Origin of the sequence: Thermosynechococcus sp. Uc, assembly GCF_029335995.1 — a bacterium.
GTDB lineage: Bacteria > Cyanobacteriota > Cyanobacteriia > Thermosynechococcales > Thermosynechococcaceae > Thermosynechococcus.
On sequence record NZ_JARJMS020000076.1, the window covers coordinates 17,887 to 40,378 of the forward strand.

At 53.5% G+C, this 22,492-nt stretch carries 18 protein-coding genes, 1 other RNA gene and 2 pseudogenes; 10 read left to right on the forward strand and 11 right to left on the reverse strand.

What is annotated here, in order from left to right; translation table 11 throughout:
• The first annotated feature begins 67 nt into the window (after positions 1-67).
• From P3X23_RS08320 to P3X23_RS08335, 4 genes are all read left to right on the forward strand, one after another.
• Positions 68-532, forward strand: coding sequence for a hypothetical protein (locus P3X23_RS08320; protein WP_300875309.1), 465 nt, complete (start codon positions 68-70; stop codon positions 530-532).
• Between the two features lie 9 nt (positions 533-541).
• Entirely contained in the window at positions 542-1,717 is a 1,176-nt protein-coding gene (gene bioF / locus P3X23_RS08325) for an 8-amino-7-oxononanoate synthase (protein ID WP_300875312.1), read from the forward strand.
• Positions 1,718-1,798: 81 nt separating this feature from the next.
• The gene (locus P3X23_RS08330; protein ID WP_300875315.1) at positions 1,799-2,008 is read left to right on the forward strand and encodes a glycogen debranching protein; all 210 of its coding nucleotides are present in this window, start codon (positions 1,799-1,801) and stop codon (positions 2,006-2,008) included.
• Between the two features lie 132 nt (positions 2,009-2,140).
• Positions 2,141-2,455, forward strand: a complete 315-nt coding sequence (locus P3X23_RS08335) for a DUF5132 domain-containing protein (protein ID WP_300875318.1) — start codon at positions 2,141-2,143, stop codon at positions 2,453-2,455.
• Between the two features lie 64 nt (positions 2,456-2,519).
• On the opposite strand, the gene P3X23_RS08340 is transcribed toward P3X23_RS08335, so the two are convergent.
• Positions 2,520-3,401, reverse strand: a complete 882-nt coding sequence (locus P3X23_RS08340; protein ID WP_300875321.1) for a universal stress protein — start codon at positions 3,399-3,401, stop codon at positions 2,520-2,522.
• Positions 3,402-3,959: 558 nt separating this feature from the next.
• Between P3X23_RS08340 and P3X23_RS08345 the strand changes: the two are divergent.
• Both P3X23_RS08345 and P3X23_RS08350 read left to right on the forward strand, forming a co-directional pair.
• Positions 3,960-4,208 (forward strand): annotated as a pseudogene (locus P3X23_RS08345) (Mo-dependent nitrogenase C-terminal domain-containing protein); the annotation flags it as partial.
• An 18-nt stretch (positions 4,209-4,226) separates the two neighbouring features.
• Positions 4,227-4,940, forward strand: a complete 714-nt coding sequence (locus P3X23_RS08350; RefSeq protein WP_300875327.1) for a ComF family protein — start codon at positions 4,227-4,229, stop codon at positions 4,938-4,940.
• Here the strand turns inward: P3X23_RS08350 and cobS are convergent.
• From cobS to P3X23_RS08380, 6 genes are all read right to left on the reverse strand, one after another.
• On the reverse strand, positions 4,871-5,602 hold the full coding sequence (gene cobS, locus P3X23_RS08355) for an adenosylcobinamide-GDP ribazoletransferase (RefSeq protein WP_300875330.1): 732 nt from the start codon (positions 5,600-5,602) through the stop codon (positions 4,871-4,873). The two genes, P3X23_RS08350 and cobS, sit on opposite strands and share 70 nt — an antisense overlap.
• Entirely contained in the window at positions 5,599-7,119 is a 1,521-nt protein-coding gene (locus P3X23_RS08360) for a pitrilysin family protein (RefSeq protein ID WP_300875333.1), read from the reverse strand. The genes cobS and P3X23_RS08360 overlap by 4 nt, the downstream gene beginning before the upstream one ends.
• 8 nt (positions 7,120-7,127) lie before the next feature.
• On the reverse strand, positions 7,128-9,965 hold the full coding sequence (gene polA, locus P3X23_RS08365; RefSeq protein WP_300875335.1) for a DNA polymerase I: 2,838 nt from the start codon (positions 9,963-9,965) through the stop codon (positions 7,128-7,130).
• Positions 9,966-10,040: 75 nt separating this feature from the next.
• On the reverse strand, positions 10,041-13,130 hold the full coding sequence (locus P3X23_RS08370; RefSeq protein WP_300875338.1) for an FHA domain-containing protein: 3,090 nt from the start codon (positions 13,128-13,130) through the stop codon (positions 10,041-10,043).
• Between the two features lie 108 nt (positions 13,131-13,238).
• Positions 13,239-13,478, reverse strand: coding sequence for a hypothetical protein (locus P3X23_RS08375; RefSeq protein ID WP_300875341.1), 240 nt, complete (start codon positions 13,476-13,478; stop codon positions 13,239-13,241).
• Positions 13,475-14,146, reverse strand: coding sequence for a PHP domain-containing protein (locus P3X23_RS08380; RefSeq protein WP_300875344.1), 672 nt, complete (start codon positions 14,144-14,146; stop codon positions 13,475-13,477). The genes P3X23_RS08375 and P3X23_RS08380 overlap by 4 nt, the downstream gene beginning before the upstream one ends.
• A 120-nt stretch (positions 14,147-14,266) precedes the next feature.
• On the opposite strand from P3X23_RS08380, the gene ffs reads away from it, so the two are divergent.
• From ffs to nadA, 4 genes and pseudogenes are all read left to right on the forward strand, one after another.
• An RNA gene (gene ffs / locus P3X23_RS08385) (signal recognition particle sRNA small type) lies at positions 14,267-14,363 on the forward strand.
• A gap of 23 nt (positions 14,364-14,386) precedes the next feature.
• Positions 14,387-15,031, forward strand: coding sequence for a bifunctional phosphoribosyl-AMP cyclohydrolase/phosphoribosyl-ATP diphosphatase HisIE (gene hisIE / locus P3X23_RS08390; protein WP_300875347.1), 645 nt, complete (start codon positions 14,387-14,389; stop codon positions 15,029-15,031).
• An 85-nt stretch (positions 15,032-15,116) separates the two neighbouring features.
• Positions 15,117-16,649: a C-3',4' desaturase CrtD gene (crtD, locus tag P3X23_RS08395; protein WP_300875350.1), complete on the forward strand. Its 1,533-nt coding sequence runs from the start codon at positions 15,117-15,119 to the stop codon at positions 16,647-16,649.
• Positions 16,650-16,675: 26 nt separating this feature from the next.
• Positions 16,676-17,635 (forward strand): annotated as a pseudogene (nadA, locus tag P3X23_RS08400) (quinolinate synthase NadA); the annotation flags it as partial.
• Positions 17,636-17,681: 46 nt separating this feature from the next.
• Here the strand turns inward: nadA and P3X23_RS08405 are convergent.
• Genes P3X23_RS08405 through adhE form a run of 4 tightly spaced genes read right to left on the reverse strand, consistent with a single transcriptional unit; the run spans position 17,682 to position 22,480 of the window.
• Positions 17,682-18,569, reverse strand: coding sequence for a hypothetical protein (locus P3X23_RS08405; protein WP_300875353.1), 888 nt, complete (start codon positions 18,567-18,569; stop codon positions 17,682-17,684).
• A 10-nt stretch (positions 18,570-18,579) separates the two neighbouring features.
• On the reverse strand, positions 18,580-19,080 hold the full coding sequence (locus P3X23_RS08410; protein ID WP_300875356.1) for a hypothetical protein: 501 nt from the start codon (positions 19,078-19,080) through the stop codon (positions 18,580-18,582).
• Positions 19,081-19,112: 32 nt separating this feature from the next.
• The gene (locus P3X23_RS08415) at positions 19,113-19,823 is read right to left on the reverse strand and encodes a lipoate--protein ligase family protein (protein ID WP_300875359.1); all 711 of its coding nucleotides are present in this window, start codon (positions 19,821-19,823) and stop codon (positions 19,113-19,115) included.
• Complete coding sequence (adhE, locus tag P3X23_RS08420) at positions 19,823-22,480, reverse strand: bifunctional acetaldehyde-CoA/alcohol dehydrogenase (RefSeq protein WP_300875362.1); 2,658 nt, start codon at positions 22,478-22,480, stop codon at positions 19,823-19,825. The genes P3X23_RS08415 and adhE overlap by 1 nt, the downstream gene beginning before the upstream one ends.
• Positions 22,481-22,492 lie beyond the last annotated feature (12 nt).

Consider the following 22,492-nt stretch of genomic DNA (forward strand, 5'->3'; position numbering starts at 1 on the left):
TTTTCCCGCTCAGCCGCCTATCGCATTCTTCAGCCCTTTGTCCAGGCTCTTCAAGAAACCTAGGAGGTTGTTTTATACTAGTAATTTTGAGATTGATGACTTCATCGGTGGTGCTGCTGTGGAGCCAGCGACAGCCGCTCAACATTACAGCAAACGCTTGATTCTCCTGCCCAGCTTGGGTCAAAGCTATATCCGTCCGCCATATCAGCCCCAATATCTTCCTTCTGCCACCCATCCACTGGCGATTAACTGTAGTTGGTATGTCCAAAAGGTGAATCCTCCGTTGCTACAACTCCTACGCGCGATCCTCAGCCAGACCCAGTGCCCCCTCTTGCGCGAGTACGTGGAGAAGGCATTGCAACTTGTAGAGGACGATGATTATCGCCAACAGCTCAGCCGGAAACCGCGGCAGAGGGATGGGGATCAGCTTCTTTGCCACGGCTCTGAGAACAAATTCTTTCGCCACGCCATTGACGACCTCATCGCCAATCACGATGCGCTCACAAATCTTCTTCCTGTGATCCTATCCTGATTGCTGGCAATGGCTGATCCCTTTGCCTGGTTAAAACCTGCGCTCAAAACCCTGCACCGCGCCCAGTGGTATCGCCAACCCCTTCTCAGCGGTGCGCCGAGCGCAGTGGTGGCTGTCGGTGAGTTGCCGCGTCCGTTGATTAACTTTTGCAGCAATGATTATTTGGGGCTTGCCAATCATCCCCAAGTGAAAGCAGCGGCCATGCAAGCCATTCACCAGTGGGGAACCGGGGCAACAGGTTCGCGACTCCTCAGCGGCCAACGTCCCCTTCACCAGCAGTTAGAGCGGGCGATCGCCCAGTGGAAAGGCACAGAGGCAGCCTTGGTCTTTAGTTCGGGCACAGCAGCTAATCTCGGCACCATTCCTGCCCTTGTGGATCAGCGGGATCTGGTACTGGGGGATGCCTACAACCATGCCTGTCTCAAAAAAGGCGCCCGCCTCAGCCATGCTAAGTTCTACGAATACCCCCACAACGATGTCGCTGCCCTTGCCCAACTCCTAGAGAGTTATCGCTCCCAATACCGCCGTTGTCTCATCCTCACCGATGGCGTCTTCAGCATGGACGGGGACGTTGCTCCCCTGGATAGGATTTTGCAACTGGCGGAGGCCTATACAGCCATGGTGCTAGTGGACGATGCCCACGGCACAGGGGTGTTGGGAACTAACGGTGCCGGCACCTTAGCCGCCTTGGGGCAATCTAGCCCGACTGTCATTCAAATGGGTACCCTCAGCAAAGCCCTTGGCAGTTTGGGGGGATACATTGCTGGTTCCCAAGACCTGATCACCTATCTGCAACACCGCGCCAGCACGTGGATCTATAGCACTGGACTCTCAGCGGCGGATACCGCTGCTGCCCTTGCTGCCCTTGAGCAACTCCAAACAGACCCTTCCCTTCGTCAGACCCTACAGGAGCGCATTCAACAACTGGAAGAGGGACTGCAAAAATTGGGCTGCCCAGTTTTGCCCCATCCGCTACCGACCCCAATTTTTTGTCTGCCTGCGCCTGATCCAGTCACCGTCCTCCAATGGGGTCAGAAATTACAAGAGGCTGGATGTTGGGTGGCAGCGGTGCGGCCACCGACTGTGCCCTTTAGTCGTCTGCGCATCACCCTAAGAGCCGATCACACCCCTGAGCACATTGAGCAATTACTGGCAGCATTGGCTGTACTCCTAAAGTGCTGTTAAGAAGGGCTGACGACTCCCTTGGGTTTCGTCTAGGCTGGGAATAGTACCGTGAAATCGGCAAACTGTGCCAAGGAGTGAGCAATGGCAACCATCTGGGTGAGCGAACAAATGGATCCCTCCGGTCTGCTTTATGCCTGTATTGCCTGTTGTGATGAAGCACAGGCGAAGGAGTGTGTGCAGTCCTTTGAGAAAAACTTGACGACGGAACAAAAAGCCGCTGGTTGGCAAGTGCGCCTGCGTACCGTAGCTTCCTGGGATGATGTTCCCATTACTGCCCTTAAGCTCTGCTAATCTTTTGGCTCAGCCCTGCATAGGAATCTTCGTGAAACGATTAAGCCAGTGGGGACATTGCCCTGCCTGCACCTTTGCTATCATGGGTGCGATGTGTTGATCATTATCTTTTCCTTTGGAGGATGCCGCAGAATGGAGCTTGAAGCCCTGTTACTTGGTTTAGAACCACTCACCGTGCTTGCCCTTGGAGTTGGTGCTGTTGCCGTTGCCCCCGTTGTGGGTGCCGTTGACTCCATGACTGGTCACAACTTGGCAGAGCAAGCTCGCAATGCGGCAAAATCAGGCTTGATGTGGGCGTTTGAAGCCTATGAAAAGGCACAGACTGCTGTCGCCGAAGCCAGTGAGTCTTTCCAAGACTTGGTTGCCGAAGTCCGCTCAGAAATGATGGAGCAAAAAGCAGCGAAGGCTGCTGCCCCTGAGGAACCCCGTGAGGTAACCATCAGTTGAGGTTTGAATTGTCTGCTTGATCTAGATTCCCTGGGGTAGTTCTGCTGCCCCATCTTTTAATCAATTAGCGACCAGTGGGTGGAAAATAAATGACGGGAAAGACGCAACGGCGAATGATCTCTCCTGCAAAGCTGGGGATCGAGAGCTCCCAAATTTTACCCACGGAACCAGAGGAAACAACAATTCCATGGATGTCGCGATCGTAGGCAGCGAGTTGAGCTTCAACAACCGGGCTGCCAAAGCGGATTTCTGTTTCAACATTGAGGCCATAGCTCGTAAATTCCTGCTTTAGGTCGGCAAGAATTTTTTCAGCCTTTGGGCGTTGCTCGCCAACTCCCAGTTCCCCTTTGCCCGCATCGCTGATAATCCAACAAAAGGTCAGTGAACCAATGCTGGCTTGCTCTGGCTTTTTCACGCCTTCTCGCAGTTTTTGGACAAGGTGTTGGGCGGAGGGGCTGTGATCGTAGGGTACCAGTAGATGACGAAAGAGATTTTGGCAACGGAGGTTGAGTTCTGCGGTTGTCATCACCCACAACACTTGTGGGCGCAGAATCATCACTGGCACCTTAATCCGTTGCAGCACCTCAATCGTTGTACTGCCAAAGAGCTTTTCATCCAATAAACTGCGAATGGGGCGGCTGACCAGTACCAAGTCAATTTGATGTTTTTCAACAGCGTCAAGAATAGCATCGGCGGGGCGGCGGTTTTCGATAATCGCCTCTGCTTTGAGATCGGCTGGAACTTTTGTTGTGTCAACTTTGAGTAATTCGCGCACCTGCTGTAGTTTTTCTGCCCGCAGCCGGGGCTTATCGCCCTCCTCATTAATAGGGCGGGCATGGAGAAAGATTAATTTGCGAGCACCGGCTGCTTTCAGCGCCTCAAGGTAGTGGGTGAGTTTGGGGAGGCCATCATGGAGATCTGTTGGAATCAATATGTTCTTGAACATGCCAGTGCTCCCCAATACCAAACTCTAATTGCAGATTAGCTTAGGAAGGGGAACGGGCGCTACTAGGCTCCATATCATAGCCCAAGAAAATATTGGCCTCAGATCGAGAGTATGACCACTCATTCCAAAGGGATATTTTTTAAGTCATCGCCAAGGGCTTCGGGGGCTGCAAGGGCAACTTTTCGGAAAACTGCATCGTCAACTTTAACAGGAATCACTAGAATAAGAATGGATACAAGGTCATCATTTAATTCAAAAATGTATCCACTGCTACTAAGTCTCGCGCAAGCAAGGAGATTGTCTATCGTGATGCGATTTTCATTGAGATTTTTCTGGGATGTCGCACCTCGCTAAGGGCGATCGAAAGCGAGTCAGAGCCCTCCTTTTGCCATCAAATGCAGCGATAAATTTGCCTTTCTTAGGACGTTGTTTTAAGGGATTGAAACTACCTTCTTAAATAAGGTGAGGAAGGGAATTTTTCGCTGCCAACTTCAAGGATTGAGTTGAGGTGTTGAGTTGATGACAATTTTTACGTTGGGACAACGCTTACTCCGCACAATTCTGTGGCCAGTACGGCAATGGCTAGAACATCTGGAAGTGCGCGATCGCCAGCTTGCCCATCGTCTATGCCGCTTGATCCCCGCCCAGTGTCCCTTTGAACGCGATGTTGTGGTTGCAAAATGGCATATTCACATTCCGCCCCTGTGCCACCTGAATCCCCTCTATGAGGAGTTGATGGCATTGCGTTACCGTGCTCTTTGCTACTTAGCAGATGAGTGCCATGAGGATATTAGTGCCTACTGTTAGACTCTAGGGGATGCGCTGGTGTGGCGATCGCTCATCTCCTTTTTGTGGCAGCAGCCGTGTCCCTGTTGCGGTCGGGTCAGTCCCAAAACAATCTGTAGGGATTGTGAGCGCCGCTTGAAAGCATGGGAAGTACAGCAGCGGCAACGCTACTGGCAGGGCAGTCTTCCCCTGTTTCCCTGGGGATACTATCAGCAAGACCTAAAACGGGCGATCGCCACTATGAAATACAACAACCACCCAGAACTGGGGAATCTTTTTGGCCAATGGCTGGCTCGCAGTTGGCTAGAAGCCAAAATGGCGCAGCACCTCCCCTTGCAGATTGTGCCCATCCCCCTTCATCGGGACAAATTGCAAAGCCGCGGTTTTAATCAAGCGGTGCGCATTGCCCAGGGCTTTTGTCGCGCCCTTGAGCTACCCTTTGCGCCGCAGGGGTTAATCCGCCAACGAGCAACCCAATCCATGTTTCAACTCTCCCTAAGAGAGCGGCAAGCCAACCTGGAGAATGCCTTCCATCTTGGCAAAGGTCTCCAACGGGAGCGCTGGTTGCTGCTGTGTGATGACATCTACACCACTGGTACTACTGCACAAACCGCAGCTGCGGTATTACGCGAAGCGGGATACAAGGTATTAGGAATCATTACCGTGGCCGTAGTTACGCCCAATCAACTGGCCGGCTCTACGGTAAAAGCAACCAGCATCAAGGCTTCCGTCCACTCCACAACAGCCCCGTAGGTATCCCCGGTGTGTCCTCCCAACTGCCACTGAAACCATGCAGGGATCAAAAGGATTAAGAGCAAGCCCAAAAGTAATTGCCCCAGGGGTATAGGCAGCAGGAAACCCAGTAACAGCCCCAGCAAACCACTGGGCCAAAAATCTCGGGGAAACCTACAACTGGCTTTATGGATTTGACCACTGCCTTGGAGTTTCAAATAGGGGTAGCGGGCGATCGCCCACACTTGACTCAAGCGTCCGCCAACCAAGACCCACAGGAGGACACTGCCCTGCTCTAAACTGCCCAAGGCCGCCACTTTTAGCAGCAGAATCACCATTGCGGCCATGACGCCAAAGGCACCCGTTCGACTATCTGCCATCACCTCCAGTCGTCGCTGGGGCTCTCTAACCGCTAAACCATCGGCAGTATCCATAGCGCCATCCAAGTGTAGTCCGCCGGTCAACACCAGCCAAAGGGCAACCAGCAAGACGCTGGCTACAAAGGGAGGAACTGGCAACAACCTGAGGAGCACCTGCGCCCCCCAGAGAATTCCCCCTAGGAGCAATCCCACCCAGGGACACCACTTGGCTGCCCCCGCCACCTGAATGGGCCAGTTAGGAGGAAGGGGCAAGCATGTATAAAAGGCGATCGCCCCCAGCCATTCCTGCCAAAGTGCCTTCATGGACGGGTTTGAATTTGCGCCACTGTCCGCTGCTCAGGTTGCAGCAACTGAGCTACCCGTTGAATATCGGCAGGAGTAATTGCCTCAATGGCCTCTAAACGGGCAAAGAGTTGCTGCCAGCCGCCCCCCTTGACCGCATACTCTGCCAAGAGCTTGGCCATGCCCTCATTGGACATTAGGTTCTGCAGCAGTTCCATGCGCAGTTGCGTTTTCACTCGATCCAGTTCTGCCGGAGGCACCGGGGTAGTTTGCAGGGCTCTGAGTTCTTCGGCAATGCCGGCGGCAAGGGCAGCTGTTGTTTGCCCCGGTGCGGGCGCCCCATAGATGAGAAAGCGATTGGGGTATTTATTGCCGGGAAAGCCCACATAAGCTTGGATATTGATGGCGAGTTTTTGCTCAAGGACAAGGGAACGGTAGAGACGGGACGTGCGACCGCCAGTGAGGAGGCGTGCCAAAATTTCATAGCTGAGGTAGGCGGCCTCTTTTAGGGGGGGGCAGGGATAGGCTTCAAGATAAAGGGGTTGACTGGCCAATTCAAGGGTAATCTGCCGCGATGCCGTTTGCGGCGGTTCTGGGGGAATAGCTGTGATCTGAGCCTTACCTTTGGGATAGCGACCAAAATAAACCGTGGCTAATTTCCTGACTTCTTGGGGATCCACGTCTCCCACCAGCACCATCGTCATTTTGTCGGGGGTGTAATACTGGCGAAAAAAGCGTTCCACATCGGCACGGCGCAGATTTTCAATATCCTCGCGGTAGCCAATGACGGGGCGGCGATAGGGATGCTGACGAAAGGTGGTGGCCAAAAAGGCCTCAAAAAGTTGACCAGTGGGGGAGTTCTCCGTGCGCAGTCGCCGTTCCTCTAGAATTACTTCCTTTTCTTGATAGAAGTCGCGAAAGACTGGCTCCAAAAAGCGTTCCGACTCTAGGGACATCCACAGTTCCAATTTGTTGGCAGGAAAACTGTAGAAGTAACGGGTGGCATCGGCGGAGGTTGTTGCATTTAGACCCACCCCGCCGGCTTGCTGGACAATTTGGCCATACTGGTTGCGAATCACATAGCGATCAGCGGCCTGCTGCACAGCAACAAATTCCCTGAAAAGTGCTTCCCGCTGCTGCTCATCCCTAGTGGCCTGGAGCCGCTCAAAAAGGGCATCTAGTTGGGCGAGTTTCTTTTTTTCGGCAGCATAATTGGTGGTGCCAATGCGACGGGTGCCCTTAAAGGCTAAGTGTTCCAGATAGTGAGCCACTCCGGTCTGGCCGGCGGGTTCATCCACGCCCCCCACATCTACATAGGTAAGAAATGAAATAATTGGAGCCTGGTGCTGCTCCATTACAATAAAATGCATTCCATTGTCAAGGTAAAATTCACTGATTTGATCCATGGCGCGGTCAAGGTAGGGGCGAAGCGTTTGGGCATCGGCGGGCAAACAGAGGGCGATCGCCCCAAGGAAAAAGCAGAGAATCCAGAACCGAAGGTAAGTTTGCCAGACTTGCCAAGGATGTTGTTGCCGCATGAACAAACTCAATTAGCCTCCAGCCAATTCGCAGCAGCGTAAATCTCCACTACCAGGGGCACACTCAGGGGCACCGCCGTCGTCATCACCTCAGGAATGGTTATTTGCAGTTGCTCCCACGCCTCAGGGGTCATCTCTAACACCAATTCATCGTGGACTTGCAGCAATAGGCGCGCCCGCTCTGGGGAGAGCAAAGGTGCCAGCTTCACCATCGCACACTTGATAATATCGGCACTGGAGCCTTGAATGGGGGCATTGGCTGCTGCCCGCAGGAGTCCCCGCTCGTAATTGCTCATCTTTAGTTTACTCAGATCCACCTCGGCTAGCGCCTCCAAGGGCTTGCCCCGCAGGGCTTGCAGTTCGCGACTCTCAAATGTAAAGTAGCGCCGCCGTCCCAAAAGGGTTTCCACATAGCCTTGGCTGAGGGCAAGGCGCTCCATTTGCCGCAAATAGTCAAAAACGCGCGGATAGCGCTCGTAAAATCGCTGAATAAAGACTTTGGCATCCGCTACACTCACCCCTGCTTCGCGGGCAAATCGCTGTGCTCCCATTCCGTAGATGACGCCAAAGTTAATAATTTTCCCCAAACGTCGCTCACTGGAACTAATTTCCGTTTTTTCCAAGAGAAACTGAGCGGTAAGACGATGGACATCTTCCCCTTTTTGATAGGCCGCCAGCAAGGCAGGTTCTTGACTGAGATGGGCAAGGATGCGCAACTCAATTTGCGAATAATCGGCTGCCACCATCAACCAGCCAGCTTCTGGAATAAAGGCGCGGCGAATTTGCCGACTAAACTCGGTGCGAATGGGGATATTTTGCAGATTGGGATTGGAGGAAGAAAGACGCCCCGTGGCTGTAACGGCTTGGTTAAAGTCCGTGTGAATGCGACCAGTGTCTGGACGCACAAGGGTTGGCAGCACATCCACATAGGTGGATTTGAGCTTGGCAAGGGTGCGATGGCTCAAAATCAGCTCAATTACGGGGTGGTCTCCCCGCAGTTTTTCGAGGGTAGCGGCGTCAGTGGCATAGCCCAGTTTAGTTTTATGGGTTTTTTTCGTATCCAGCCCTAATTTGCCAAAGAGCAGCTCACTCAGTTGCTTGGGGGAGGCCAAGTTAAAGGGTTGCCCCACAGCATCCCAGGCTTGTTGTTGCAATTGCGCCAGTTGTTGTTCTAGGGCTTGGGAGAGTTGCCGCAGATAGTCACTGTCAATGCGAATCCCGGTGGCTTCCATTTCCGCCAGAATCGGCTCAAGGGGCAATTCCACCTCTAGGAGCAGTTGCCGCAGGCGGGGGGTCAAGTCGGCCTCTAATTTTTCCTTGAGAAGATACGTGGTATGCACATCGAGGCCACAGTATTGCGCCACAATGGCGGGGGGCAGATCCGCAAGGGTTTGGTTTTTGCCGACTAGACTGCGGTAGGTTTGGGTCTGTAGGGGCAAATAGCGCTGGCACAGATCTTTAAGGTTGTGGCTGGCTTCGGGGTTAATTACATAACTTGCCAGCATTGTGTCAAACACCACGCCCCCTAATTGAATCCCCTGAAACCGCAAGACCAGGCGATCAAATTTGGCGTTTTGCAAGACTTTGGGGTAGCGATCGCCCTCCAGAAGGGGTCGCAAAGCAGCGAGGGTCTCTTGCAGAGGCAGGTTTTGACCCTCTTTGTGCCCCAAGGGCAGATAGGCCACCTGGTCAGGCGCTGTGCCCCAACAACAACCTAAGCCCACTAAAGTAGCATCGCGGGGATTCAAGGCCGTGGTTTCTGTGTCCCACGCCACGGGATGGTTCACGTCTGTACAGTTTTCTAATTGGCTGATTAGCCATTGCAGTTGCTCTGGCGTCTGAATGAGTTGCACCTGCAACGGATCAGGAGTAGCCGTCGGCGCAAAAAACCATGTTTCGTCGCCCTCGGTCTCCGCTGCGGGTAAGGTGCCCCCCAAGCGTAGGTGCCAGTCCTGAAGTTGCATCCGTAGGGCACGAAACTCCAAGTGATCCAGCAGGTCATCCAACGTCGGCCAATCAAAGGGACTCAGATGCAGTTCTTCTAGGGGGAGTTCCAAGGGCACATCCAAGACAATCTGGGCAAGATTGCGGGAGTGGCGGGCTTCGGCCTCTCCATTGAGGAGTTTGGTTCTCAGGCTTGGGGGCGTAATCTCGTTGATATGGGCGTAGATCCCGTCTAGGGTAGAGTACTGATTGAGCAATTGCACAGCTGTTTTAGGGCCAATGCCCTTGATGCCGGGAATGCGATCGCTAGCATCGCCACAGAGGGCTTTATAGTCCACAATTTGCTCTGGCCAGACGCCTATCTTTTCTTTGACCTTGAGGGCATCAAAGGCTTCCAGACCCTGTTTGCGCTGGCTGATGGTATTCCCTAGGTACAAAACCTGTACTTGACCCTGGCGATCAATCAATTGAAAAAGGTCGCGATCGCCACTGACGATGGACATTTGCCATCCTTGGGGACGCAGGCGATGAGCCACAGTGCCAATCACATCGTCCGCCTCATAGCCCGGCTGACTCAACAGAGGCAGACGCAGTGCCCGCAGCAACGCCTGCAAATTGGCAATATCGGCAATAAAGTCCTGCGGTGTTTCTGCCCGCCCCGCTTTGTAGTTTTCATCGGCTGTGTGGCGAAAGGTGGGTTCCCCCAAATCAAAGGCGATCGCTACATGATTTGCCTGCTGCTGATCCAAAATTTCCAGCAGGGTCTTAAGAAAGCCAAAACAAACACTGGTGGGAATCCCCGTGGAGGTGCGCAAGCCCCCCTCTCGCCCCTTACTAAAGGCGTAGTAAGCACGAAAGGCCAAGGAATGGCCATCAATGAGCAAGAGATTGGGGACAGACATGGAAGCGTGAACAGGACAGCTTTTCCATTATCAAAAAATTTGTTCCAAAACCCCACCCCTGAAGATGACAGTCTCTTAGCGGCTAAAGTCGCGGCGTTTTTGGCAAAAGGGCAAAGCTACCAGCATTGCCAAGATGAGAATGCTTTGATCTCGCCAATGGCGTTGTACTTCCACTGTAAACATATAGCCTTGGTCTCGCTGGAAGCGACTAATGATGCCTTGCGCTTCATTGATGGCGCGACTGCGCTGACGATTCCACTTGGAGTATTTCACTTCCCACTCATCCATTGCCTCCTGGTAGGCTTGTAGCCGTTGGAAATAGTCTTGGAGCGCCGCCGGATCACTGGGGGGATTCCCCGGAGACGCTGGCCGAGGCGGGGCGGGTTCATCCACTTCGGGAACATACTTGGAGCGGATACCGGGGAAGTTGCAGGTCTTGAATAGGCCAGGACCATAGCAAAGACAAAAATCCCGTTGCATCTCCTCGGTCATTTTCTGCCGTTCCTCTTCTGGCTCGCGCCAACAGGGGTCATTGGCAATGTCATTCCCCATACCTGTGAGCTTTACCATGGCTTCAAAGGGCCACTTAATCACCGTCAGATGGTTAATCATCTGCCCTGGCAACCCAAAGGAAGAAACAGGCTGAATACCACCACTAAAGATAATTTGCGGCACTAAAAACATCAGCACGAGTAGGGGCACAATGTTCTGACTAGGGGCAAAGGCAGAGACGAGGAGTCCCATTGCCATGCCGCCAAAAATGGCAAGGGCAAGGGTGATGTACATGGCCAACGTAATCCCCCAATCCCCCGGTAAATTGACCGCCAATTTTGTTACCGCCAGGTAGGTGGCCGCCTGATAAAGGGCAAGCCCAAGGGCGATCGCCACCTTGGAGCCAATGTAGGGCAACAACCCCAGGCCAATCATCCGTTCGCGCCGATAAACTTCCACCTCCTTGACCAATTCCCGCATCGTTGTCATAGCACCAATCATGACGGCAATTAGACTAGTGACAAAAATCATTGTCAGAGCTTGACCCGCATTTCCCGTTTCTGGGTCGAAGAGATCCCGCCGCCAAGAGACAAAACTCAAACTCCCCAACAGGGGGGCAATTAAGAGAGTCAGCAGCAGGTTACTGCGATCTTGGCCAAGAATCGTCAGATTGCGGCGAGTAAGAATGAGAAATTGTTGCCAAGGGGAAATTTTAGACTTGGGTTCGCTGCTGCGACGGGATTTGCCCTTGGTGCGCCGTTGGGGTTCATCGGGCATGTGAGCCAGCACCTGCTGTCGCCCGACCACGTATTCCTGATAGAGGCGCGATCGCCGGTAGGCTTCTTCTAGTTCTGAAGATGTCGGTGCATTGGGGTTTTTCTCTTTATCTAAGGCACGGTAGATGCCCGAAAAGTCCTCGAGCTTGATACCACTAAAGCGATCGCCAAACGTAGCGCGGAAATAGGGTAACAGTTGATCAGGAGGACCAAAGTAGGCGAGCCGACCGCCCTCCACAAGATAGATCACCAAATCACACTCACGGATATTTTGGGTGGCGTGGGTAATCATAAGAATTGTGCGTCCCTGATCTGCCAACTGCCGCAGCAAAAACATCATGTCGGCTTCGGTGCCCGGATCCAAGCCAGAGGTAGCCTCATCAAGGAAGAAAAGACTGGGCTGCGTGAGCAATTCGGCACCAATACAGACCCGCCGCTGCTGACCGCCACTGAGACGGGAAATAGGTACATGGCGACGATGGTTCAGTCCCAATTCCGTTAACACCTCTGTGACCCGCCGTTGGCGTTCTGCTGGGGTTGTATCAGGGGGCATGCGGAGTTTTGCTGCATATTCCAGAGCTTGGGCAATTGTCAGCTCCTCGTGGATGATATTTTTCTGGGGCACATAGCCCAATTGCGCTTGAAAAGCCTGATAGTTGCGGTAGAAATTTGTGCCATTTACCAGTACCGTACCCGTCGTGGCTGGCCACAGTCCGTTGAGGGCATCAAGGAGCGTCGATTTGCCGCTACCACTAGGACCAAGGATGGCCACAAACTCCTTGGGCAGGATGGACAGGGAAATGTTGTGGAGAATTTGCGTTCCCTTGCCCACCACCTTGTTAAGGTTGATGGCATCAAGGCGCAAATGACCCGATTCGGCATATTGGGTCAATGTTTCATCGACATTGAGAACTAGGCGATCGCTGCCAATGCGAATACTATCCCCCACCCGCAGCAGCGTCGGCTCCTCCACCTCATGGCCATTGACAAACGTGCCATTGCTAGACCCCAGATCGGTGAGCAGGAAATCTCCATTGCGGCGCTCGATTTTGGCATGGTGACGCGACACCGTTGGATGCTCAATCACTAGATCATTGGTTGGATCGCGGCCAATCCTGAACGTGTTGTATCCTGCCAGCGAAATCGTCTTCACAGGAACAGTGGGTGTGGCATCTGCCTCAGGAATAGCAAGTACAGTTGCCGTGCTGGTCAAACACAACTCTGTCGCGGCGCTAAAGGCAACGGCATGGCGCTCTGTGTCAATCTGATCGGGCAGCTGTTGCCCCACATAGGTCAGTGTGACAAATTCCGTCAGGGCATAACTCTCCCCTATCCCCAACTGCACATTCATTGCAGGTTGCGGATCACTGAGATCCACCACCTGCAAATGCTGATTCGTAAACCGTAATTTTAAGTGGCAGGGCAAGAGTTCAGGGCTATCCACCACCACATCGCAGGCGGGATGGGTTCCCAAAAGCGCCGTCTGCTCCTGTAGCCCCCAACATTGTCGCCACGTTTTGGTGCGCACTTCAATCACAGGGACTCCAGCGTCTTTGCTAGTCTCGATGGCACGGGGTTGATAGTCACGGTACTGCCAGATGAGGCGAAAGCGCACCGCAGAGTTTCCCAGCGTAATCAGGTCGCCATCTTCGAGGGGAATGGGAGTATTGGGCACAACTGGTTGGCCATTGAGATAGGTGCCCGCTTTACTGCCAAGATCAACCAGATGAACTTGCCCTTCTTGCCACCCAAAGAAAGCATGGTAGCGGGACACAGAAATGTCATTGAGGACAATGTCATTATCGGGGGCACGGCCAATCTTGAGTCCGCTGGCGGGTAACTGGATGCCCTGCTCACTGACGGATTTGACCAGTTCTAACCACGCTGCTTGGGTCATGAGGTTGGCGCAAAAAGAGCTTGATGCCAGTCAGTTTACTGGATTCCTAGCCATCTGACAAAAGGTGTCCGTCAAAGGTCAATAGCCTTAGAAACCTGCATTTTCGGCCTATTGCGAGGAGGGTAAAGAAGGCGCCGGTAAGTAGCTCGCCACCTGTAACCATAGAAACTGTACCTGCTGCCAGAGGCGATCAGGGCCAATCCCGAAAAAGATTTGTAACAGGAAAACAATAAGGGCAATTTTAATCGCAGTACTGACAGTAACTTTGAGAACCTTGATCAGCCAGTGGAGCACAAACCAACTAATGGCGATCGCCCCCACGGTAATTAAAATTTCCGTTCCTGTCATCGCCGCACGAGAATATTCTGGCCGTGGGTGTCGGTACCGCAGGTCTCTAGGAGTTGATGTTCGATGGCCAAGCCATGGACTAAAGCCGTTGCCTCTGGGGTGGATTCCCACGGGTCGGGATTGCCGTAACAGTAGTAGGTTTCAACTCCATCAATTCCCCGTGCCACGGCGGCAGGGATCAATTGTTCAGCGGGCAGGCGATAGCGCATTGGGTGTGCCAAAATGGCCAAGCCCCCCGCTTCATGGAGTGCCGCAATCACCCGTTCTACCTGTGCCAAGTCTCCCTCTGGAGCACTTCCCATGGCATAGGGATGGAGCACAGGCGCATGGGGGTCAAACCCATAGCCAAGGATGTGTACCTCGGTGCCAAGAAGCTGAGCGGTAATTTCAATACCTGTGTACACTTGGGGGCGATCGCTCCCACGATAGGCCTCGACATAGGTGCGTGCTTGGAAGTATCCCTCAAGGGCGTGGTGGTCTGTAATGGCAAAGCCCTTAAGACCATGGATCATTGCCTGTTGCGCCACTTGCTGCGGTGTCAGTTGCCCATCGGAGCAGATGGTATGGAGATGAAAGTTATAGCGATAGGGACAACTGGTTGCTGTCAACGTGCGAAAGAGACCACGGAGAGTCTCAGCCTGCGTCACCATCAGTGCAGCAAGGGTCATAGGTATTACCAAATCTTACGCTCTTACGTCTCCAATATAAACTTTCTTTAAGCAACTAGGGATAAAGATTCCTAATAGGGCAATTTATGGCGTTCGATGACGTGTGCTAAGATACAATTTGGCTCGGAATCATGCGATCACAACGCCTAAACCTTGTCAGGTCCGGAAGGAAGCAGCAATACGGGATGCTTGTGATAGGCGTGATCTCCGGGTCACCCTCTGGAGAACTACTGATAACTCATGTCTGCCCCTGCTTTGAGCTTACCCCTCGATGACATTCGCTACGATGAGCGCGGCTTGGTGCCAGCCATTGTCCAAGATTACTTGGATGGAACAGTTTTAATGCTGGCATGGATGAATCGGGAATCGCTTCAGAAAACCCTTGAGACTGGGCGCACATGGTTTTGGAGTCGCTCACGGCAAGCTTTGTGGCCAAAGGGGGAAACGTCAGGCCATGTGCAGTGGGTAAAAAGCATTCGCTACGACTGCGATAGTGATGCCATACTGCTGAGTGTAGAACAGGTGGGAAATGTGGCCTGTCACACAGGGGAGCGCAGTTGTTTTCACCGCCACGGTTCCCAAGGAGAATCTATTGCTTCTCCCCCTGCGGATACCCTCTCCCAAATATACGAAGTGATTTGTCAGCGGCAGGCTGTTCCCCAAGCCGAATCCTACACCTGTAGCCTTCTTGCGGGCGGAGACAACAAAATTCTCAAGAAGTTGGGGGAAGAAACTACAGAAGTAGTGATGGCCTGTAAGGACAATATTCCGCAGGCGATCGCCAGTGAAGTAGCGGACTTGTTTTACCACACACTAGTGGCGCTTGCCTACCACGGCGTGTCCCTACGGCAAGTGTATGAGCAGCTACAGTTGCGGCGGCGCTAGAGGTGGGGTAATCTTGTAACAATTTTGTAACTCTTCGTTAAAAATTATTACACTGGGATATAGGCTCTCCCTTGCAGGTTTCAGCATGGCCAAACGCGTTGTTGTCATTGGTGGCGGCATTGGCGGCTTAACAACGGCAGCCTTGCTGGCGCAGCGCGGCTATTGCGTTCAGCTTTTTGAGCAGGCAGCCCAACTGGGGGGCTGTGCCTCAACCTTTCAGCGGCGCGGGTTTACCTTTGATGTTGGCGCAACCCAAGTGGCTGGCCTAGAGCCGGGGGGAATTCATGCGGAAATTTTTGCTGCGCTGCAGCTGCCTCCGCCGCCCGCTACCCCCTGTGACCCTGCCTGTGCCGTCTATTTGCCGGGGGAAACGACGCCTATTAACGTTTGGCGCAGTCGCGATCGCTGGCAACTGGAACGTCAACGCCACTTTCCCCACAGTGAGCGATTTTGGCAAGGCCTAGAACAGCTTTTTGCCATCAGTTGGCGATTCCAGCAGCGACAGCCCATTTTGCCCCCCCGCAACGGTTTTGATCTGTGGCAACTGCTCCAAGCCCTGCGAGCGGATACACTCCTCACGGTGCCCTTGAGCCTGATGACGGTGACCGATTGGATGACTCTCTGTGGGGTGGGGGGCGATCGCCGGCTGCGGCAATTTCTCGATTTGCAACTCAAGCTCTACTCCCAAGTGGATGCCAGTGAGACGGCACTGCTCTATGCCGCCACTGCCCTGTGTCTGTCTCAAGAACCCCATGGCCTCTACCATCTCCACGGCAGCATGCAAGTTCTCAGTGATCTGCTGGCCGCTGCCCTAGGGCGCGATGGTGGTCAAATCTACACCCGCCATCTAGTGCGGCGCATTCAGGTCGAGCGGGGGCGTGCTGTCGCCGTGCAGGTGGAAAACCTCAAAACAAAAACCCTTCAGCGCGTTGAAGCGGATCACATTGTGGCCAACGTCCCTGCCCAAAACCTACTCCAACTCCTAGGCGATGCCATTCCCCCTGGCTATGCCCGCCGCCTGAAAACCCTGCCGCCGGCCTCAGGTGCGTTTGTCATTTACCTTGGCGTTAAGGAAGCCGCTATTCCCGAAGCTTGCCCTGCCCATCTGCAGTTTCTCTACGATCCTGAAGGCCCCATTGGCGAAAATAACTCCCTGTTTGTTTCTGTGAGTCAGCCAGAGGATGGGCGTGCTCCCAGCGGCTATCGAACTCTGATTGCCTCTAGCTTTACTGAACCAAACTTCTGGCGTCAGCCCGACCTAGACTACGCCGCCACCAAGGCGCAATACACACAAACGGCTCTAAAGCGCCTCAGCCAATTCTTTGATCTGCGGCCTGAGCACATAGTTCACTGTGAAGCGGCTACGCCCCGCACCTTCTGGCGCTATACCGCACGCCTTGATGGCATTGTTGGCGGCATTGGTCAACGCCTGAGTACCTTTGGCCCTTTTGGTCTGGCAACCCGCACCCCTATTCCCCACCTATGGTTAGTGGGAGATTCTGTACATCCGGGGGAAGGCACAGCTGGTGTCAGTTACGCTGCCCGTGCGCTTGTGCAGCAATTGCAGGCGAGTGATAACCATTTTGGTAGAAATCACTATAATAGAGAAACCGCCTAGAAATTGCAAAAGGAGCCCCACGCCCTGTGTTTGCAACCCTCGCTGCCCCTCAACCCTCCCTGCCGTTGGATTTAGTTGCCGCCATCCAAGACCTCAAGCGGGAACTCAATGCAGTGATTCTCGCTCACTACTACCAGGATCCCGCCATTCAGGATGTGGCTGACTACATTGGGGACTCCTTGGGGTTGTCACAGCAGGCGGCAACCACAGCGGCCGATGTTATTGTCTTTGCCGGCGTGCATTTCATGGCGGAAACGGCCAAGATTCTCAATCCCGATAAGTTGGTACTCTTGCCAGATTTAGCTGCGGGTTGTTCCTTAGCAGATAGTTGCCCTGCCGATGCCTTTGCGGCCTTTAAGGCGCAGCATCCCGATCATTTGGTCATTTCCTACATTAACTGCACTGCCGAAATCAAAGCCCTGAGCGACATTATTTGCACCAGTTCTAATGCAGTAAAAATTGTACAGCAGTTGCCAGCCGATCAACCCATCATTTTTGCTCCCGATCGCAACCTTGGGCGCTATGTGATGGCGCAAACCGGGCGGCAGATGGTGCTCTGGGACGGCAGCTGCATTGTCCATGAAACCTTCTCAGAGCGTCGTATTCTTGAACTCAAGGCCGCCTACCCCACAGCTCAGGTGATTGCCCACCCCGAATGTGAAGAGGCGGTGCTCCGCCATGCTGATTTTATTGGTTCAACAACCGCTCTGCTCAACTACAGCCAACGCCAAGATCACGATACGTTTATTGTTGTCACTGAGCCGGGAATTCTCCACCAGATGCAGCGGCGCAACCCAGAGAAAACCTTTATTCCTGCGCCCCCTCAGGATCAGACCTGCAATTGTAATGAGTGTCCCTTTATGCGTCTGAATACCCTAGAGAAACTCTATTTATGTATGCGCGATCGCCAGCCCCAGATTGAAGTGCCAGAGGAAGTGCGCCTTGCAGCCCTTAAACCCATTCAACGCATGCTGGAGATGTCCTCCACTTGCGCAGGAGACGCCGGCCTGCAGGCCGGGGAAGATGTCAAAACTAGATCTCGGCCACAGCTCGCTCAATCAGACGCCGAGCAAGGGTTTGCACACCTGTGTGGTAGTAATAGTTTGTGCTCATGTCTAGGAAAGCACCTAAGTAATCGAGGTTATCCTTCGAGAGTTCAATAAAGCTTTGCAGACTATTGATGACCTTTTGCGGCGTTAACTCATGGCCGCTGACAAATTGATTCATCCACCCCTGCACAGCATTAAAACTCTGGAGAATAAAGCCCAGTTGACCACTGGGATTGCCCCCTGGCACAACACTGCCAATTGCTCTGAAGGTGGGGTTTTCCTGGAGATCACCGGGCTGCAAGCTTTGCAGTGTACCTAGGCATTTCAGAAGAAAATCTGGCCCTAGGGGAATCAGGCCATCAAAGCAGATGAGCGCCGCCATGCGCATCAGGGATTCGCCACTGTAGTCGGCAAGGGCACGCAAGAAGTCGCCAAGACTGTTACCGGGAATGCCATTGATTTGACAAAAGGCGAGAATTTCCACAATCAGCTTAATGCTGAGGTCAATAGACTGCGCCCGCTCTGGCTTTGGTGTCATTTTATCTAGAAAGCCAAGGAACGAAATTTTCTCGCCCACTTTATTGGCCAGGGCAGCCGCCCCTAAGAGAGTATCGGTGTTGTCCACGGTTTGATAAAGCCACAGTGCCCGTTGATAGCCTTGGGATTTGTCATTAAAAAGCCGCACGGCGCGATCGCCAATTTGGCGGATCAAGGCAGGATCCGTTTCCCCGGTTACATGGCGGATCGTGTTATCGAAACCAACAATATTTTGCCACTGGCCAGGAATGATAAAGTCCAAAGACTTGAGCGCCATGACGGTAATGCCCCCAGTGGGCAGTTGATCGACAATTTTGTAGATAGCTTCGCTCACGGTGGTCTCCTTAGGGGGCAAGTTGGGCTAAACCAGCAAGATCAAATTTTTCAATCCATGCCTTGCGATCGCTGGCGGTAAAACTGGGATCACGGGAGAGTACCTTCACTTGATAGCGGTTTGCCACCAGAACTGCTGTTTGCGTTGTTCCCACTTCTACAGCAGGATAGCCTGCAATTTGCAGCGTACTATGTTGAAACTTAGCGGCAGCCTCAGGGGTACTAATTGTATCGGAAATAGCTAGCATTGCCAGTTCTTTGCCATCTTTTTTCAGCTTGGCCTCGGCAAATCCCTTTTTCTCTTGGACATAGATGCGCTCAAAGCCATTCTCCTGCGGCGGAAAGAAGCGATTAAATTCACTCCCTTGCGTGGCTTTGCGACTCACGGCGGGCGGGGCATTGCGCTGGCTGCTTTCCTGTTGCACCTGCTCGTAGGGAGAGGGCGAGGTGGGGGCGCAACTGGTAATGAGAAGAGTAAAGGCTAAAACAAGGGCAGTGAGCCAGCGTGCCATGGGGGTACTCCAGACAACATGCCAATCATAGCTTAGGCGGAGAAGCCACCGCTTAAGTTGGATAGGGTGTAAACTTCTTGCCACTCGCGATCGCTGAAGGGTTCTGGGGTTAGCCTCACTTGCCACTGCGCCTCAAAGGCTTCTAAGAGGGTCGTTTGCACCCGCTCTAGAGGGGGAAGGGACTGGCAATGGGGAACACTGCCAAATACCTGTTGCCATAGATCGGGGTCAGGGGTAAGGACAATTGAACCCTGCTGAAGGACGCGATCGCCCTGCCAGGCTTGGGCACTGCCAATCACTTTCTCGCCGCTAGGTAAAACCAAATCGGCCACCGTTGCCCGCGCAAAGCAATTGATGGGAGCGTGGGAAGGATAGGGTTCCTGTCCCAACCGAAGCGGCCACCCTAGGCGCTCAAACCCCACCCTTAGGAATTGACACAGGTGTTCATAGACCTGCCGCCGCCGTTGTCCCAATCCCCACACCACTAGACTGTAGGTGAGATCCCCTTGGTGCAAAACAGCCCGCCCCCCCGTGGGTCGGCGCACGAGTTCTACAGGTTGCCCCTGCCAGTGGAGGCATTGCCAGTGCTCAGGAATTTGCCGTTGACTATAGCCAAGGGAGATGGCGGGCGGTGACCAAGTGTAAAACCGCAGGCAGGGGCGATCGCTAGATTGCCACAACCACCGATCCACTGCCATTTGCACCGCCCCCGGTGCCGCCAAGAAGGGAAGATAGCGCCACATCAACTCGAAGTTGCTTCCGTCGGATGGTAGGCTGCCGCCTCCCGCCGACACCCCATATACGCAAGGATATACAACTCCTTGAGGTCTTGGATCAGCGGGTAGCGGGGATTTGCCCCCGTGCACTGATCGTCAAAGGCCAGTTCTGCCATGCTCTGCACCTGTTCATAGAAGGCCTGATCCTCACTGTTGAGCGCTTCCTTAATGGTGGCCGGAATGTCTAACTGCGCCTTCAGGTCTTCAATAGCGGCAATCAGGCGTTCCACTTTTTCCTCTGGGGTGCTGCCCCCCAGTTCAAGGAAGTCCGCAATTTGGGCATAGCGTTCCTTGGCTTGAGGATATTTATACTGCGGGAAGATTGCTTGTTTCAGGGGCGCATCCGTGGCATTGTAGCGAATCACGTGACAAATCATTAGGGCATTGGCAAGGCCGTGGGGTAGGTGGAAAGTGGAACCCAGTTTGTGAGCCATCGAGTGGCAGACGCCCAAAAAGGCATTAGCAAAGGCCATGCCGGCGATCGTTGCTGCATAGTGAACTTTTTCGCGAGCTTCTGGATCAGCTGCCCCCAAACGATAGGCACGGGGTAGATAGGTAAAGAGCAACTTGATTGCCTCTAGCGCCAAACCCTCAGTAAACTCCGTCGCAAGCACCGAGACATAGGACTCCAAAGCATGGGTCAACGCATCAATGCCGCCATAGGCTGTGAGTTTTTTCGGCATGTGCCGCACCAAGTCAGGATCCACAATCGCCATCGTTGGGGTGAGGGCATAGTCCGCCAGGGGGTATTTAATCCCTACGCGATCGTCGGTAACCACTGCAAAGGGCGTCACCTCTGAACCCGTCCCTGAAGTAGTGGGAATCGCCACCATGATTGCTTTTTGACCTAGGGGGGGCAGTTGATACACTCGCTTGCGAATATCCATAAAGCGCATGGCCAAGCCGTCAAACTCCACCTCTGGATGCTCGTACAACAGCCACATGACCTTGGCTGCATCCATGGGTGAGCCACCGCCTACGGCAATAATGACATCGGGCTGATACTGTCGCAGCAGTTCTAGGCCTCGGTTGACCGTACTGAGGGTGGGGTCTGGTTCCACTTCGTGGAAAATATCGTGTTTGATGCCCAGCTCTTCGAGGGTGTGCACAATCGGCTCAGTGATGCCCAGGTCAAAGAGGGGCTTATCGGTCACAAGGAAGGCGCGTTTTTTGCCCTCCAGCTCCCGCAGGGCAATGGGGAGGCAGCCGGGTTTGAAGTAAATTTTCGGTGGCACACGGAACCAGAGCATATTTTCCCGGCGATCGCTTACGGTTTTGATATTCAACAAGTGATGGGGGCCAACATTTTCCGACGTGACATTCCCGCCCCAGGTACCACAACCCAATGTCAGTGATGGATCTAACTTGAAGTTGTACAGATCCCCAATTGCCCCTTGGGAGGAAGGCGTATTAATCAGTACCCGCGCCGTTTGCAGGCGGTACTTAAAATAAGCAATATCATCTTGATTGCGGGGATCGGTGTAGAGCACCGAGGTATGCCCCATGCCGCCAAAATTGACCAACTGCGCCGCAATTTCTACCCCTTTATGGAACTGGGGTGCGCGGTACAAGGCCAACACAGGACAGAGTTTTTCATAGGAAAATGGTTCCTGCGGCCCGACTTCACTCACTTCGCCAATCAAAACCCGCGTTTCTGGGGGCACTTGGATATTGGCCATTTCAGCAATGGTGGCTGCCGATTGACCCACAATAGCCGCATTGAGGCGACCCTCCTTCAAGAGGAGTTGCGCTACCCGCTGCCGTTCTTCAGGGGTGAGAATGTAGCCCCCCCGCCGTTGAAACTCGGCTTTGACTGCATCGTAGAGCTCCTCGACCACAATCACCGCCTGCTCCGAAGCACAGATCATGCCATTGTCAAAGGCCTTACTGAGGAGAATCGAACTCACTGCCGTTGGAATGTCGGCGGTGGCATCAATCAGCACAGGGGTATTCCCTGCCCCAACTCCGATCGCTGGATGACCAGAGGAATAGGCCGCCTTCACCATCCCTGGCCCGCCTGTGGCCAGAATCAGCTTGATCTGCGGGTGCTGCATCAGCGCTTGAGAGAGTTCAATGGTCGGCTCATCAATCCAGCCAATGATATCAGGGGGTGCGCCGGCGGCTACCGCTGCATCTAACACCACCTTGGCCGCTGCAACTGTACAGCCCTTTGCTCGGGGGTGGGGCGAGAAGATAATGCCATTGCGGGTTTTTAGGGCAATCAATGCCTTAAAGATGGTCGTCGAGGTCGGATTTGTAACCGGCACTATACCGGCAATGACTCCCACGGGTTCAGCAATTTTTTGGATGCCAAAAATGGGATCGTCCTCAATAACACCGCAAGTTTTCTCATGTTTGTACTTGTTGTAGATGTATTCCGAGGCAAAGTGATTTTTAATGACTTTATCTTCGACCACCCCCATGCCAGTTTCCGCTACGGCTTGTTTGGCAAGGGGAATGCGCGCTTGGTTGGCCGCCATGGCCGCTTGGTGGAAAATGTGATCCACTTGCTCTTGGGTAAACTGGGCATATTGGGTTTGTGCCCTTTGGACGCGCTCAATGAGTGCTTCGAGATCAACAATGGTTTGAACGGGTTGAGAATCGGTTAAAGCTTGGGCAGTCATGGACGACTCCTT